The 13,915-nt window shown below is 54.3% G+C and carries 14 protein-coding genes and 1 tRNA gene; 6 read left to right on the top strand and 9 right to left on the bottom strand.

The genetic code is table 11. The features are described 5' to 3' along the window. Window positions 1-139: 139 nt before the first annotated feature. Genes CSTAT_RS06540 through CSTAT_RS06550 form a run of 3 tightly spaced genes read right to left on the bottom strand, consistent with a single transcriptional unit; the run spans window position 140 to window position 2,664 of the window. On the bottom strand, window positions 140-520 hold the full coding sequence (locus CSTAT_RS06540) for a hypothetical protein (protein WP_066794004.1): 381 nt from the start codon (window positions 518-520) through the stop codon (window positions 140-142). 20 nt (window positions 521-540) lie between these two features. Further along, window positions 541-1,803 (bottom strand): cysteine--1-D-myo-inosityl 2-amino-2-deoxy-alpha-D-glucopyranoside ligase, encoded by a 1,263-nt coding sequence (gene mshC / locus CSTAT_RS06545; RefSeq protein ID WP_075722875.1) that lies wholly within the window; start codon window positions 1,801-1,803, stop codon window positions 541-543. A 33-nt stretch (window positions 1,804-1,836) separates the two neighbouring features. Then, window positions 1,837-2,664, bottom strand: a complete 828-nt coding sequence (locus tag CSTAT_RS06550) for an undecaprenyl-diphosphate phosphatase (protein WP_066797608.1) — start codon at window positions 2,662-2,664, stop codon at window positions 1,837-1,839. 108 nt (window positions 2,665-2,772) lie between these two features. Between CSTAT_RS06550 and CSTAT_RS06555 the strand changes: the two genes are divergently transcribed. Next, the gene (locus CSTAT_RS06555; RefSeq protein WP_075723830.1) at window positions 2,773-3,810 is read left to right on the top strand and encodes an NHL repeat-containing protein; all 1,038 of its coding nucleotides are present in this window, start codon (window positions 2,773-2,775) and stop codon (window positions 3,808-3,810) included. Window positions 3,811-3,874: 64 nt separating this feature from the next. After that, window positions 3,875-5,017 (top strand): quinone-dependent dihydroorotate dehydrogenase, encoded by a 1,143-nt coding sequence (locus tag CSTAT_RS06560; protein ID WP_075722876.1) that lies wholly within the window; start codon window positions 3,875-3,877, stop codon window positions 5,015-5,017. Window positions 5,018-5,095: 78 nt separating this feature from the next. Here the strand turns inward: CSTAT_RS06560 and CSTAT_RS06565 are convergent, their stop codons facing one another. Together CSTAT_RS06565 and CSTAT_RS06570 are read right to left on the bottom strand one after the other, a co-directional pair. After that, entirely contained in the window at window positions 5,096-5,512 is a 417-nt protein-coding gene (locus tag CSTAT_RS06565; protein ID WP_075722877.1) for a hypothetical protein, read from the bottom strand. Between the two features lie 24 nt (window positions 5,513-5,536). Next, window positions 5,537-6,073 carry a YbhB/YbcL family Raf kinase inhibitor-like protein gene (locus CSTAT_RS06570; RefSeq protein WP_066794015.1) on the bottom strand — a complete coding sequence of 179 codons (537 nt, stop codon included), beginning with the start codon at window positions 6,071-6,073 and terminating at the stop codon, window positions 5,537-5,539. A 255-nt stretch (window positions 6,074-6,328) separates the two neighbouring features. On the opposite strand from CSTAT_RS06570, the gene CSTAT_RS06575 reads away from it, so the two are divergent. The 3 genes from CSTAT_RS06575 (at window position 6,329) to CSTAT_RS06585 (ending at window position 7,828) form a co-directional block, all read left to right on the top strand. Further along, window positions 6,329-6,414, top strand: a tRNA-Leu gene (locus tag CSTAT_RS06575). A 68-nt stretch (window positions 6,415-6,482) separates the two neighbouring features. Further along, window positions 6,483-7,223, top strand: a complete 741-nt coding sequence (locus tag CSTAT_RS06580) for a TVP38/TMEM64 family protein (RefSeq protein WP_066839817.1) — start codon at window positions 6,483-6,485, stop codon at window positions 7,221-7,223. A gap of 5 nt (window positions 7,224-7,228) precedes the next feature. Continuing rightward, window positions 7,229-7,828, top strand: coding sequence for a MarR family transcriptional regulator (locus CSTAT_RS06585; protein ID WP_075723831.1), 600 nt, complete (start codon window positions 7,229-7,231; stop codon window positions 7,826-7,828). A 5-nt stretch (window positions 7,829-7,833) separates the two neighbouring features. Here the strand turns inward: CSTAT_RS06585 and CSTAT_RS06590 are convergent, their stop codons facing one another. Next, on the bottom strand, window positions 7,834-8,685 hold the full coding sequence (locus tag CSTAT_RS06590; RefSeq protein ID WP_075723832.1) for a DUF3097 domain-containing protein: 852 nt from the start codon (window positions 8,683-8,685) through the stop codon (window positions 7,834-7,836). Between the two features lie 47 nt (window positions 8,686-8,732). Here CSTAT_RS06590 and CSTAT_RS06595 point away from each other — a divergent pair, with 47 nt between their 5' ends. Beyond that, the gene (locus tag CSTAT_RS06595) at window positions 8,733-9,533 is read left to right on the top strand and encodes a hypothetical protein (protein WP_075722878.1); all 801 of its coding nucleotides are present in this window, start codon (window positions 8,733-8,735) and stop codon (window positions 9,531-9,533) included. A 13-nt stretch (window positions 9,534-9,546) separates the two neighbouring features. On the opposite strand, the gene CSTAT_RS06600 is transcribed toward CSTAT_RS06595, so the two are convergent. The 3 genes from CSTAT_RS06600 to CSTAT_RS06610 form a co-directional block, all read right to left on the bottom strand. Further along, complete coding sequence (locus CSTAT_RS06600) at window positions 9,547-10,641, bottom strand: ferrochelatase (RefSeq protein ID WP_075722879.1); 1,095 nt, start codon at window positions 10,639-10,641, stop codon at window positions 9,547-9,549. An 81-nt stretch (window positions 10,642-10,722) separates the two neighbouring features. After that, window positions 10,723-12,516 (bottom strand): DIP1281 family NlpC/P60 protein, encoded by a 1,794-nt coding sequence (locus tag CSTAT_RS06605; RefSeq protein WP_083640731.1) that lies wholly within the window; start codon window positions 12,514-12,516, stop codon window positions 10,723-10,725. A 703-nt stretch (window positions 12,517-13,219) separates the two neighbouring features. Then, a complete protein-coding gene (locus CSTAT_RS06610; protein ID WP_075722880.1) occupies window positions 13,220-13,678 on the bottom strand; it encodes an Rv1476 family membrane protein in 459 nt (152 codons plus the stop codon). Between the last annotated feature and the right edge of the window lie 237 nt (window positions 13,679-13,915).

Here is a 13,915-nt window from a genome sequence, read left to right on the forward strand (position 1 = left end):
GAATCTGGTGCTAATACTTTTCTCGTTGATATCGGTTGATTAAAGGTGCCCGTTGCTAAAGACATGAGTAAGTCCTCGCGGCACTATTGCGCTAGCTCGCTGCGCTTGGCTCCGCGAGGAGGAAGAGACGAGCTTAGGGCTAGTCGAGCTCAGGTAGCTCGCCCAGTGCTTCGTCATCGGCGCCGGTATCAGCGGCTGCCTGAGAGATGAGCTCGTTGAGCTCTTGCTTTTCTTCGGGCTCCAAGATGGCGTCGGCATTCTTGCGATTGAATGCTTCCAGCTCCGTGAAAAATGGTGTCACTGCACCTTTGAGCTGTTCACCTGACGGGTCATCTGGGATCGCATCGAAAGCATCGAAAAGACGCTCAAGGATCGTCCGAAGTGAAGGCAGTGCTTTGGGATCGAAAGGTTGGTCCCAAAACTCCTTCTCATCTTCGTTGAGGTAGTCACCCGTGGCGAATGACTCCAGATTGCTCATAAACTCGTCGATTTGTGGCTGATAGGTCGCGCGAATGCTCATGTGGATATTGTCCCTTAAAACTAGGAAATGCGCACGCCCAACAGTCCATCGACAGCTGTAGCTACTACCCCTGCTGCCTGTGCAGTGGAAGGAGTCTGCGCCCACTCATCGATTACCTGCAGTGCGCCGACGGTATCCAAGTCATCGGCGAGGCGCTCACGAAGCTGTGAAACTGCCTTGTTCGCAGCATTCTGAGCTTGGGCTTCATCAACGCCGGCACCTGCTGTTTGCGCATTGGTGAATGCGCTGCGCCAAGAATTAAGGCGTTCGATAGCGGTATTGAGTAGCTCGTCGGACCAGTCGCGATCGCCGCGATAATGGTGTGCATACAAACCGAGGCGAATCGCTGAAGGGTCGACGCCCTGCTCTACTAACTTATGCACAAACACGAGGTTGCCCAAGGACTTTGACATCTTGGTGCCCTCAAGGCCGATCATTCCAGCGTGGACGTAGAATTCCGCCATTCGGTCTACACCCAATCCGGCCTCTGCATGGGCTGCTGAGTATTCGTGGTGCGGGTACTTCAGGTCCGAGCCACCGCCCTGAATCAAAAAGGAAGAACCGAGACGATTTGTAGCGATTGCCGAACACTCCACGTGCCAGCCTGGTCGGCCAGGGCCGAATGGAGATTCCCAGGATGGCTCGCCTTCGCGCACAGCGCGCCACAACAAAGCGTCGAGCGGATCTTTCTTGCCCGCTCGCTTGGGATCGCCACCGCGCTCTGCGAAGAACTCTTCCATGGTTGCACGGTCATAATTCGATTCATAGCCAAATTGCTTGGTGGCATCGATAGACGCGTAAACGTCGGAATATTGCTCGTCATCAACGACATAGGCAGCGCCATTATCCAGGAGCTTTTGAGTCATCTCGATGACTTCATCGATGGATTCGATAGCGCCGATGTAATCCTGCGGCGGCATGACTCCGAGCTGTTCCATATCGGAGCGGAAGAGCTGGACTTGGCTTTCGCCTAATTCACGCCAGTCGACGCCATCGCGTTCTGCGCGCTCAAAGAGTGGATCGTCCACGTCGGTGACATTTTGGACGTAGTGAACCTTGTGCCCCTGGTCCAGGAGCATTCGGTAGATGACGTCGAAGGTGACGTAAGTAGCAGCGTGGCCGAGGTGCGTGGAGTCATAAGGGGTAATGCCGCAGACATACATGGTGGCTGTATCGCCTGCGACTTCGACAGGCTTGGTCTTCTGATCCGCTGAGTCATAGAGATGCAACTGCGCAGCGGTGCCTGGAATTAGGGGTACGGACGGGATTGGCCAAGATTTCATGCCTGCTATCGTACCTAGCTTCAACCGTTAAGTTTAAAAGGGTTGGAGAACTCCGATTGCCAGCAGAATCATAACGAAGATACCCACTGGGATTCGGTAGGCCGCGAACCACTCGAAGGAGTGGTTGGAGACAAACTTTAAGAGCCACGCGATGGAGGCGTAACCAACCACGAACGCAACTGCCGTACCGACTAGAAGTTGCATGCCGGATGCGGCTTGGCCAGCAGCGGGGTCGAAGGCATCGGGAAGCGAAAAAAGGCCTGATGCCAATACTGCGGGAATAGCCAGCAGGAAGGAAAAGCGGGTTGCAACTTCGCGGTCAAGACCGAGGAACAGACCACCGGAAATGGTTCCCCCCGAACGAGATACGCCAGGAATCAGTGCCAAGCACTGACAAAGACCCATGATGATGGCGTCTTTCATCGTCAGCTCATCAAAGCCGCGATTTTTCTTACCCACGCGCTCAGCGACGATGAACACCAGCGAGAACAAAATCAGCATTCCTGCGGTAATCCACAGGTTGCGCAGCGCATCGCGAATAAGGTCCTTACCCACGAGTCCCAGAACGCCGATGGGAATGGAGCCCACGATGACGAACCAGCCCATCTTCCAGTCCTGGCCGCGGGATTCTTTATCAACCCAGCCTTTGAACCAGCCTGTAAGAATTTGCCAGATCATCTTGGCGAAGAAGACCACTACGGCAAGCTCTGTGCCAAGCTGAATCACTGCGGTGAAGGAAGCACCTGCATCCTGGCCCCAAAAAAGCTCGGACACGATCCGGAGGTGGCCGGAAGAACTCACGGGAAGAAACTCGGTCAGCCCTTGGACAATGGACAGGACTAAGACCTGCACCCAGGACATGTCGGTCATTTCGGTTGTAGATTGCGCAAGAGTCAGATTTTCCACGCCGGTTATCCTACCCTGCGCGTGGTTCTTTCCTGGTTAGGCCAGCTGATAGAATGGCCAATCGTGTATTCATCTTCTGGTGCAAAAAAGTTCTTAGTCGGCATAATTGCTGCATCATCGCTGGTCATTACAGCGTGCAGCTACAATCCAAATGAAGGCAATGAAACTGAGGTGCAAGGCGATGCCACGCCAGCATCTTCGCCGCAGGATACTGATCCCGCAGGTAACGTCGAAGAATACGGCGAGATCAGTGATATCGCTCATGTTGGAGACACGATTGCCGTTCGCTCTGACGAAACCATTACCTTCGGCGCCCCCGACTCCTTGGGAAATCCCCTGAAGATTTCACCTTCGTGCGGTGACCTTAATTCCTCTGCTGGCTTCTTCTTTATCGGCTGCGGGGACAAGGTCTACAAGATTGACCCAAATAACCCCAGCGACCCCCGCGTGATCCCGGTTGAAGTCGACTTTGCTGTCACCGCCGCAACTGAGTTGTCCTCAGGCGAGCTTTTTCTTGCATCGGATGAGACCAAAGACATCGTCATTTATAAAGACGGTGAAGTGATTGATGATTTCACGGTTGAAGAACCCTCTGATCAACTCCTTGCGGTTCCGAACCAGGACGGCGTCGATAACGTCATCCGCATCAACCGCGAGGCAACGACGATTCAAAACCTGGACTGGGAAAACTCCCGCGAAGGTGGACGCCTTCGCGCAGGCATTGGTCTTGGCCAAGGCACAGTCGGTGAAGATGGCACCATTTTGGTTTCGGACACCCTTGGTGGCCGCCTCATGGTCTACACCTCTGAAGACGTTGTCCGCCAACATCAATTTGGCCCAGTTGACGGCTCACCATGGGGTGTGGCCTGGGATGAAAAGCGTCAGATTGCTTGGGTAACCACCACCGATAATAACTTGGTGCACGGTTTTAATATCTCCACTGGTGTGCCTGAACTGGTTACAACATTAGGAACCGTCGCTGATGCGCAAAGCATTCAGGCTTTGGACAATGGCGACCTTGTGCTCGGCTCTGCAACGGGTGCTGGTCTGCAGGTTATTCCCGCTGCCGACATCGATGATTCTGTAGAAAACCCTAAGTAATATATTTTCACCAAGGCTTCGATTATTCGGGGCCTTTATTTTAGGCTCTGGAAGGTTAACCGCAATGAACTTTGTTAACAAGCTTGGATCGAACGCTGGAAGATTGGCGAATTCGGCTCGCCGCACTGGGTACGAGCTCGCGCTCAAGACCATGTTCAAAATTGATCCAGAGCGTATCCACGTCATGGCCAATTCGCTCATGGGCGCAATTAACAAGGTCCCACCGGCGTACAAGGCGCTCGGAGCATTCTTGCCGGTCAATGATCCGGTCCTGGCACAGGAAGTCTTTGGCGTCACCTTTCCGCGGCCACTGGGGCTTGCTGCAGGCTTTGATAAAAATGCGGCCGCTGCGGACGCATGGTCTGCAATAGGCTTTGGCTATGCGGAGCTCGGCACGGTAACCGCCAAGGGGCAGCCGGGTAATCCTCAGCCCCGCTTGTTCCGTTTGCCGGAAGATAAAGCCATCTTAAACCGCATGGGCTTTAACAACGCAGGCGCAGCGGAAGCCGCACGCAACCTGCACAAGCGTAAAACTGAGAGCGTCATTGGAATCAATATCGGAAAGACTAAAGTCACTCCGGCCGATGAGGCAGTTGCTGATTACCGTCGCTCGGCTTCACTGCTGGGAGATCTGGCGAACTTCCTAGTTGTGAATGTCTCATCTCCTAATACGCCGGGCTTGCGTGATCTCCAGGCCGTAGAATCTTTGCGCCCGATTCTCTCGGCGGTGCAAGAATCCACGTCAGTTCCGGTGCTGGTAAAGATTGCGCCTGATCTCTCCGATGGAGATGTCGACGCAGTTGCTGACCTTGCCGTTGAGCTCGGCCTCGCCGGCATCGTGGCAACCAACACCACGATCTCGCGGGAAGGCTTAAATTCCGACGACCAGTTCGTGCGCGAATTAGGAGCAGGTGGCATTTCCGGCGCACCAGTTGCAGCACGCTCGCTCGAGGTCTTAAAGCGTCTCTATGCGCGTGTGGGCGACAAGCTCGTGATTATCTCAGTCGGCGGTATTTCTACCCCTCAGCAAGCCTGGGAGCGCATCACCAGCGGCGCTAGCCTGCTGCAGGGATATACGGGATTGATTTATGGGGGACCAGATTGGATTCGCGATATCCATAAGGCCATCGCAGCGCAGATCCGCGCGCATGGCTTGAGCAATATCTCAGAGGCAGTTGGCTCTGGTTTGGGCTGGAAACACATCTAAGTAAAAAGCAGCTCGGGGCTACCACTTGAAAATTAGTGGTAGCCCCTAGCTGTGTCTATCCAATGTCAGTCCGTAGGCCTAGGCCTTCGGCATAACCGAACGCCGCAAGATGAGCGCACACAATAGTGCCGCGCCGCCGTAGAGCACCAAGAAAGACTGGTGCTGCACAAGATAAACATCCTGCGGGACAAAGCGGCTGCCGATAATCAGCAGCACTGCTATCGCCAATGCAACTACTTGGACGACACTGGACTTTTGGTCAGTTCGGACCGTAGCAAATCCACCGACGAGCAAAGCAGCGATGATGATTGCGACGCGAATGGGCGTCCATGCAAAAGGTGTTCCCCATCCATCGGTAAATACTGCAACTAGTGCGAGTAGAAACAACACTGCCGCCAGAGCCATGAAGGCACCGCCGACGCGAACTTGAATGGGAATGCTCACGCCCGGGTTCCTGCCCGAGCGCTGAGAATACTGAGGGGAATTTTGCGCCATGGTTAATTAGATTAACTGGTCGGCTTAGTTTTGTTCGTACCAACCCCACAAGATGGAACGTCCAATGGTGTGGAAGTAGAGATTAAAGCCCAAAACCGTAGGTGTTGCGTCAGGATCAATATCGAGGGTCTCCACATCGAGAGCATGCACGGCATATAGGTAACGGTGCGGAGCGTGACCTGCTGGTGGCTGCGGGCCGTAGTACTCGCGCTGTCCGCCGTCGTGCTTCAAGGAGATAACACCTTCGATGCCCAGGTCGGCTTGCGAGCCTGCTCCTTGTGGCAATTCCGTGACATCCGCAGGGATGTTAAATGCTGCCCAGTGCCAGAAGCCGGCACCTGTTGGCGCATCGGGATCCAACAAGGTTACTGCCAAAGACTTCGTACCTTCAGGAAGATCCGCCCACTGCAGCTGTGGGGAAACATTTGATGGTGCCCGGAATTGCTCTGCAATCTCATCGCCATCAGCGAGGTCGGTGGAAGTCAAAGTAAATGTTGGAGGGTTACCCAGTGGTTCATATGGATCTGGGCCTGGAAAGCGGGGTTCATTGTATGTAGACATAGCTCCATTTGTACCGGAGATCACAGAATTTTTCCGTGCCCTATCAGATCTCCTCGAATTGATCGCAGCAGAAAACATGGACCGCGCCACTCGACACGGCCACACCATCTGACACCAATGTGTTTTATAAGGCAGTTTGACGTTACAAATAGCCGTCTTTTAGTGCATTGAGCTGGCGATTTGTAAGGGGCGCTAGTTAACCGATACAGTTAGTCCGTGCCTAACGGAGCCCTGTGCCTCGTTATAAAACACCCAGCCCGGGTGGCGGAATGGCAGACGCGCTAGCTTGAGGTGCTAGTGTCCTATTAACGGACGTGGGGGTTCAAGTCCCCCTCCGGGCACAATATATTAGTCCTAGGTTGCATAACGCGGCCTAGGACTTTTTGCTTGCTGGAAGGTTATAGCGCTGGTGTCATCGTTTATGTCGTGGATAAAAAGCTTCGCTGAGTTTCTCAGTGGGCTTTTAAAAGACGCCGTGGCATCGATAAGCCAATGGAGCTGGACACGACGTTTGATAGTCGCAGCTACGACCATCGCGGTGTTGGCCGTTATCTTCTTTGTGGATCTGCCTGGCGTTGAGCAACTGCGCACATGGGCCGATGGGGCTGGTTCTTGGTTCATAGCTCTGTTTTGGCTGTGCTATGTCATCCTCACCCTCTTTCCCCTTCCACGGACAATCTGGACGGTGTCTGCGGGCGTTCTTTTCGGTCCGGTAACCGGGTTAGCGATTTCCTTAACTGCCCTGACTGTTTCCGCCGTGATCGCACTTTTAGTTGTGCGCGGACTGCTTGGTGAATGGATGCGTCCGCGGCTTAAACACCCAGCGGTTGCGGGGATTAATGCCCACCTCGAGCGCCGCGGGTGGCTTGCCATCGCCTCCTTGCGCTTGGTAGCAGCGGTCCCCTTTTCCTTGCTTAACTACGCCGCGGCGTTGACAGCTATTTCCGTGGGACAATTTGCCGTTGCCACGCTTGTTGGCTCGATCCCAACTACGGCAATCGGCGTCTTTTTCGGCGACCTATTAACAGGGCAAATGCACCCTGGAATCATCGCGGCGATGATCGTGTGCGCCCTAGTGGGAATCGGTGGATTAATCCTCGACTCGCGGATGCCGGTTACACAATTAAGTCAAGGCAACACCGTAGACTAGTGGTTATGTTAGCTGTCCATGCACGTTACCGTGGCCGCGCTGTACGGCGCGCTGAATTAGTTGAACGCTCCGCCGCTGCACTCTCGACCTTGGATGGTGTCGGTGATTTTGAGTTTCTTGGCGTCGAAGATATTTGCGCCAAAGTCGACACTGCGACAGCAGTGTGCGAGGTAGCCATGGCATTGCTTGCCGATGGCTCCTGGGCCATCTCCATCGGTATCTCCCACGATGATGCTAAAAAGACTGCAACGCGGGGTCTTAAACCATCGGCACGGCCAGGGCAGGTCTATGCCACTATCGAGCCGGCTATCGCTACCGGCACTGGCTCAAAGGCCGCGAAAGATAAGGCGAAAAAGGATGCATCCAATATTGTCGCAGCCTTTGCCCTATTAAGTTTCGTTCTTGGAAAACGCACTGCGGAAGGGCGCGAGGCGACTTCCTTGGTGCGCTCGGGCTTTAACCAAAATGAAGCTGCTGAAGAATTAGGTATTTCTAAGCAGGCCATGTCCCAGCGGCTGCAAGCTGCCGGGTGGGCTGCGGAGGGCGCTGGGTGGCAGCTAGCAGTTAATCTCATTGCTGCCGCAAACCCCTCTTTAGAATCTTAAGAATTCTAAAGAAGGTCGTGCTTGGAAAGCTCTGGTGTGGTCACAAAGTCCACTAAGCGCTCGACTGCGCCTATCAGCGTGGAGTCGAGATCCCGGAAGTTATTTACCGAATTGTAGACGCGGTGCCAGCCTTCTTTCGGGTCTGACCAGCCTAGGCGCTCGCATACGCCGGTTTTCCAGTCCTCGCCATAAGGAACGTCGGGCCAGGCTTTGATGCCGACTGCCTGGGGTTTTACCGCCGCCCAGATATCGATAAAAGGATGGCCAGTAACTAGCACGTGCTCCCCTACGGTTTCAGTCATGCGCGTTTCCTTAGAACCCTGCACCAAGTGGTCCGCGAGCACGCCAACGCGACGGCCTTTTTCCGGCCTAAATTCAGCCAATCGCTCTTCTAAGTTGTCGAGGCCTTCCAGATATTCCACCACGACGCCTTCTACGCGAAGGTCATGCCCCCAGACGCGTTCGATGATGGCCGCATCATGAATACCTTCGACCCAAATCCGTGAGGGCGCCGCCACTTTAGCTTCCACATTCGCTACACGCCGTGAGCCTGAATTCGACTTGGTCTCGGTCTGACGCGGGGCGACAAAACGCTTGAGGGAAACGCGGTTTCCTTCATATAGAAAGCCGCCTTTAATCAGGTTGAATACTCGCTGGGCACCGTAGCGGTCTTCTAAGCGGATAACGTCCCCGTAGACGGTTTTATCAACCCCCATGACAGCACCCACGAAGTCATCACCAAAGACTTCCACTACCATGCCCGGCTTGGCGGGAATGACGGGATATTCAACGGGTTTGTTTCGGGCGTGTCCACCGAGGATATCGCCAGCATAAGGATCGCGGGAAGAAAAACTCATGCCGACCATTTTATCGCCACAAGCAGTCTCCACTAGACTGGCTCGCCATGGATATGCGCGAACAGGTGTGGTCACCACTTCAAAACACAGCAGTATGGATGGGGGCATGGCTTTATGGACACGAGCCAGCTGACGATGTCCTAGCGGCACTTAATGAACTAGGTGGCGCACAGCGTCTAGTATCTAGCCCTGACGATCTTGCAAAAACTCGCCCTTTCATCGATGCACTATCGCTTATCCGCGAAGCAACGTCGACGGTGAATACTGCAGACGGTCCAAGTTTGCGTCTGGTTCTTGCAGGCCCCGGCGATCCGCCTGCATTGCCCGCAGGTTCTCCGGCCACCATCGCGGCGACAAATAACGGTTCAGGGGCGCTGGTCGTGCGCACACATGCTGACAATCCTGCTGATGAGCACCATCTGGTGCTGGTACCTGAAAAGACAGCGCGCGGAACAGACTGGACAATCTTCAAAGAAACCGCGCCGCTGCCCTCACCCGCATGGTTAAGCCCCGGCGATGCCGATGCCTTACTATCCCAAGCAACCGAAGAATCTGCGGCCTTGATTGAAGCGATGGGTTATAAAACGGACAAAGTCCCCAATCCGCGTTTAACGGTGGGGACTTTGGCTGACTTTTATGACACACCAGGGCTGCCATCGAGTACTCCTGCGCGCTCAGCAAAGCTATTTGCTCGCGCAGATCGCGTGGCTGCGATCATTGAAACAGTCACCGATCGCGTCGGTGACCACAGCCTCGACCCGCAGCTTTTTCGACTCTGGCGCCATGTACGAGCAGCGCGCGTAGCCGGAGTCGACTACGCGCTCATGGATTTTGCTCGCGGAGCCTAGGCCGTACGGCAACTTAGGCAGAAGTCTTAGCTTGCTTTAATGCCCAGATGTCACAGCAGCCTGCGGCGCAGGGGTTGCCATTTTTCGTGCGTCCTTGCACGCTGACATCGCCTAAGATTTCAGGCTTGCGGCCTGCGGTGTTTTCCTCGATCAAATCGACAATCATCGCGGCGAAGGAATCTTTAGGACCCACGGTATACGCGCGGGAAACCTGTACTCCAAGCTCCTGGGCTGCATCGACAAGCTCTGTGTCCAGATCCCAAATGACTTCCATGTGATCGGAGATAAAGCCGATCGGAGAAACCACAACCGCCTTCACGCCACTTTCGGCATGGATTGCCTCGGTGTGATCAACAATATCGGGCTCCAGCCACGGCGTGCGTGGATTACCGGAGCGTGACTGCCACACCACGTCATACTCCTCAACGCCGGCGGCCTCAGCGACTAAGCGAGCTGCTTCAGCAACCTGGCGCGAGTAAAGATAAGGATTATCCTCCCCGCCACCGACTTCATCGTGGGCCGTTGGAACGGAGTGCGCTGTAAAGAGCACGCGCATATTATCGCGCTTGTCTTCGTCGACGGCAGCGATAGCTTCCTGCAAAGCCTTCGCGTTTTCTTCGATGAAGGCTGGGTGTGAGAAGAAATGGCGCAGCTTGACCATGTCAATATTGGGAAGGTTTTTATCTTCCAAGTGTTGCTGCACACGCACGATATCTTCGTTGTACTGACGACACGCAGAATATCCGCCCCACGCAGAAGTGGCGATTACTAGCGCGGAGCGAACACCGTCTGCAACCATTTGCTCAGCAGTATCTTCGGCTAGCGGGTGCCAGTTACGGTTGCCGAAGTACACGGGCATATCGATACCGCGGGACTTCAGCTCCTTTTCTACATGGTCAATGATTTCGCGGTTGAGGTCATTGAGCGGGCTTTTGCCGTTGAAGTGGAAATAGTGCTCTCCTACTTCTACTAAGCGCTCGCGTGGAATACCGCGTCCACGCGTTACGTTCTCTAGAAATGGAACGACCTCCTCATTACTTTCCGGGCCACCGAAGGAAAGTACGAGGAGGGCATCATAATCACGGGGGTTTGGGGATGATTCGGTCATAATGAAGCATCATACCAACTTAAGTTGGATATTTAGAACCACCGTGAGGTTGGGTCTGACACACTTATCAGTGCGTGAATTTTAGAGCAGACGAACTGCGTATTCTGACATTCCAGACCAGCGAACCGGGCTCTTGGTTACGGTCTGACCGGACTGTGGGGCTTCCAGCATCATGCCGTCGCCCAAGTAGATAGCGACGTGGTGATTGCCACTAGGGCCATAGAAAATCAGGTCGCCGCGTTCCATCTCTTGCGGACTAATGCGCTGGCCCTTGTTGTACTGGTAGCCAGTAAAGTGCGGCAGCGAGATGCCAACGCCAGCAAAGGCGTAGATCATCAAACCAGAGCAGTCGAAACCGACCTTGTTGTAGTCACCGAAGGAATCGGCAACGCCTCCGTCGCGAATACCCTTGGTAGGACCATTCGCATCGCCGCCGCCCCAGGCATAAGGAACGCCGATTTGCGACTCAGCACGTGCGATGACCGCTTCGATCTTCTCGCTGCGGGAGGCATCGCCAAGCTCTGCTGCTGCGGACTCTTCCACGGAGCTTGCGGTTGGCAGATCTTCTAAGACGCCAGCCAATTCAGCTGCGGAGCTAGATTCTTCTGCAGGTCCTTGTTGTGGAAATAGCGCACTGCTGCCAGCGACCAATGCTTCGGATGTTGCATCTGTAGAGGAAGTATCTGCACCACCTGATACCGAATCGACAGAAAGCTCCGGCTGGGAAGCAGCAATAATTGCCGCTGCTGCACCTACGGCTAGACCCGCCAATTGCGCTGCCTGGTCACCATCAACACTGCTGCCTTGACTTGGCTCAGCCTGTGCTGGAGCATCGCCTGGTGTTCCAGCAGCTGAAGGCGCTACAGCCGCGGAGTAATTCTGCGTGGAAGACTGCGCAGGAATTTCCTGGGACGAAGAAGCGTCTGCAGGCTCGGCGGTTTCACTAGCCGAGTCAGATTCACTGGTCGCAGCAGCTTCCGGCGCGGAGGTTTCTTCAGTCGTTGACGTTGCAGGCGTTGCGGATGTTTCCGACGCTACCGAAGGCTCTGATGCTTCGCTTGTCGATGCAGGAGACTCGCCAGAGCTCGTCCCTTTAGCCTCCGTAGGTGATTCAGAATCCGAAGGTTCTTCACCACGTGCCGAGGATAATGCCGCTTGTGCCTCTTGCTGAAGAGCGACCAGCTTTTCATGCTCAGAGGAAACTTCGCTGACGCGCGTTTGGTTTTGTTCCAGCACAGCGCGAGCTTCATCTTCAGCTGCTTCGGCATTAGCTTCACGCTCAACCGCTAATTGCTCAGCCTTGCGCAGCTGAGATTCCTTATTGGACTTCTCGGTGCGTACCCGTTCCAATTCAGTAACGGTACTCTGCTGCTTTTCTGCTTGGGAGCGCAGGAAACTCTGGCGCGTGAGCATGTCTTCCCGGGCATCGCCACCAGCAGCACTGGTGACAGACTCTGAGGTATTGGCACGACGATAAGCCGAACGAGAAATCTCGTCCAGCTTTTCTTGTGCGCCTTCGACGTCTACCTGGGCATCGTCAAGCTCACTGCGAGCAGCAAGGGTTCCGCGTCGTGCTTGCTCAGAAAGGTTGCGCGCGTCCTGCAAGTCAACCAGAGCCTGGTTGGCACGCTCACGGAATTCACCAAGTTCGCCTTCCAGGCGGGCAATTTCTTCCTGGACATCGGCAATCGCACCGGCCAAAGAAGCAACCGAAACATCGCCGTTTAAGACACCTTGAAGCTTTTCGATAGCGGAAGTGTTTTCTTCAGCAACCGCTGGGGTTGTTGTGGATATCAGCGAAACGCTGAGCGTACACGCGACAGCTGCTAGGGCTGCCCGCATACGACGCGTGCGCTTGGAAGAGGTGGTGGCCACGAATTAACTCCTCACACCACCACCAGAAGTCAAAGCCGTGATGCGGTGGAGTGATTTGAGCATAGAAATGCCCGGGAGCCCTTACCCAGGCTGCCGCGAACACACGCCTATTTGCACACGCTCTCTTCAGCGCCTCAATAAAGGCCCTCACTCCTGACAACCAGCAGTGGGTGCTCAGTAAAAAGCGAATAGAAAATACGCCTCCGCGAATTAATTGCTACCGAATATTTGCCACTGCAAAGACCCCACTATTGACCAAGAATGCTTCAGCTCTTGGCGTGCTTCCCCACATGCCCGTGCTGACTTCATGCATCACTGTCAATATTCAAGTCTTAAACCGTGACTAATTATCACTAGAACCAACTCGTGAGTCGATGTTTGAACCATACGACACACACCCAACCCCTCGCATCTACTTTCACAAGAAACACATACGTCAAGCATCGCCACATGACTTAACTCGGGTATGTAACCAGCACTTCTGTAATCAATTCGTGACAATTGTAATGTTAGTCACACTTGGCAAAACGCGCGCAATAATCTACCGGGATAGCCACTATCGGCCTGGTATGGAGAGGTAGCCCCAGTGTTCCGCCTAAAATCCGCAGGCCAACGCCGAAAAAGCGCTCAGTGCTGGATGGTGCGCAAGATAATCCGCCCACAACAACAAAGGAGGGGCGGCGAAAAGCAAAGGGTTGATGCCTTACTTTTGGATAACAGACCTATAAACAAACAGTCCCGTGAGAACGAGGGCGACAACAACCATCGCCACAATCAGCGGCCAGGGAACACCGAAGGGATCGACGCCGGCATAAAACCGGTCAAGTAACTCAACTTGATTTACGCCTTGCGGTATATCACCCTGGGTCGCTTCGATAGCCGCACGCGAGTAGGTGTCGCTGACTGCAGATACGTTACGCACGGTTTGCACGACGACAGTATCTAGCCCGGTTGCATCTTGAAGTTCTTGTGCAATATCTCGCGCGTCGGCAAGCCGTGTTGGGTAAACATCAACAACAGCTATGCCGTGTGAATCCTGGAGGGTGGAAACGATTGGGTCTTGAATCTCTGCATTGGTAGCAAGATCGGGGTTTGAAAACGCCACGCCATCTTCCGCGAGCTGTGCAGAAAGGTTGGGGATGTCAACGCCCTCTGTAATCATTAGGTGCTACCCCTTTTGTCGTGTAGTCCATTGGCGGATGCTTCAAGCTTCTTCCCAGGTTATATCCAAATTGGGCGCCTTGAGTAGCGATGACGCGCCGGTAAACCGCAAATAGTGGAAACAGTACGCGCGTTCTGTTAGTATCGAAGGCGTCCAACGAGATACCTCACTACAATGGGAGGATGAACCATTCGGTTTGCCTCATTAGCGTTTGACTGAAAACCCCATGACTCAAGC

It is taken from the genome of Corynebacterium stationis, from assembly GCF_001941345.1.
GTDB lineage: Bacteria > Actinomycetota > Actinomycetes > Mycobacteriales > Mycobacteriaceae > Corynebacterium > Corynebacterium stationis.

Coding starts and splice junctions, on each gene's coding strand:
- CSTAT_RS06560 (WP_075722876.1), top strand. CDS start 3,875: ATGAACTTTGTTAACAAGCTTGGATCGAACGCTGGAAGATTGGCGAAT.
- CSTAT_RS06600 (WP_075722879.1), bottom strand. CDS start 10,641: ATGACCGAATCATCCCCAAACCCCCGTGATTATGATGCCCTCCTCGTA.
- mshC (WP_075722875.1), bottom strand. CDS start 1,803: ATGAAATCTTGGCCAATCCCGTCCGTACCCCTAATTCCAGGCACCGCT.
- CSTAT_RS06595 (WP_075722878.1), top strand. CDS start 8,733: ATGGATATGCGCGAACAGGTGTGGTCACCACTTCAAAACACAGCAGTA.
- CSTAT_RS06610 (WP_075722880.1), bottom strand. CDS start 13,678: ATGATTACAGAGGGCGTTGACATCCCCAACCTTTCTGCACAGCTCGCG.
- CSTAT_RS06550 (WP_066797608.1), bottom strand. CDS start 2,664: ATGTCCTGGGTGCAGGTCTTAGTCCTGTCCATTGTCCAAGGGCTGACC.
- CSTAT_RS06570 (WP_066794015.1), bottom strand. CDS start 6,073: ATGTCTACATACAATGAACCCCGCTTTCCAGGCCCAGATCCATATGAA.
- CSTAT_RS06565 (WP_075722877.1), bottom strand. CDS start 5,512: ATGGCGCAAAATTCCCCTCAGTATTCTCAGCGCTCGGGCAGGAACCCG.
- CSTAT_RS06590 (WP_075723832.1), bottom strand. CDS start 8,685: ATGAGTTTTTCTTCCCGCGATCCTTATGCTGGCGATATCCTCGGTGGA.
- CSTAT_RS06540 (WP_066794004.1), bottom strand. CDS start 520: ATGAGCATTCGCGCGACCTATCAGCCACAAATCGACGAGTTTATGAGC.
- CSTAT_RS06585 (WP_075723831.1), top strand. CDS start 7,229: ATGTTAGCTGTCCATGCACGTTACCGTGGCCGCGCTGTACGGCGCGCT.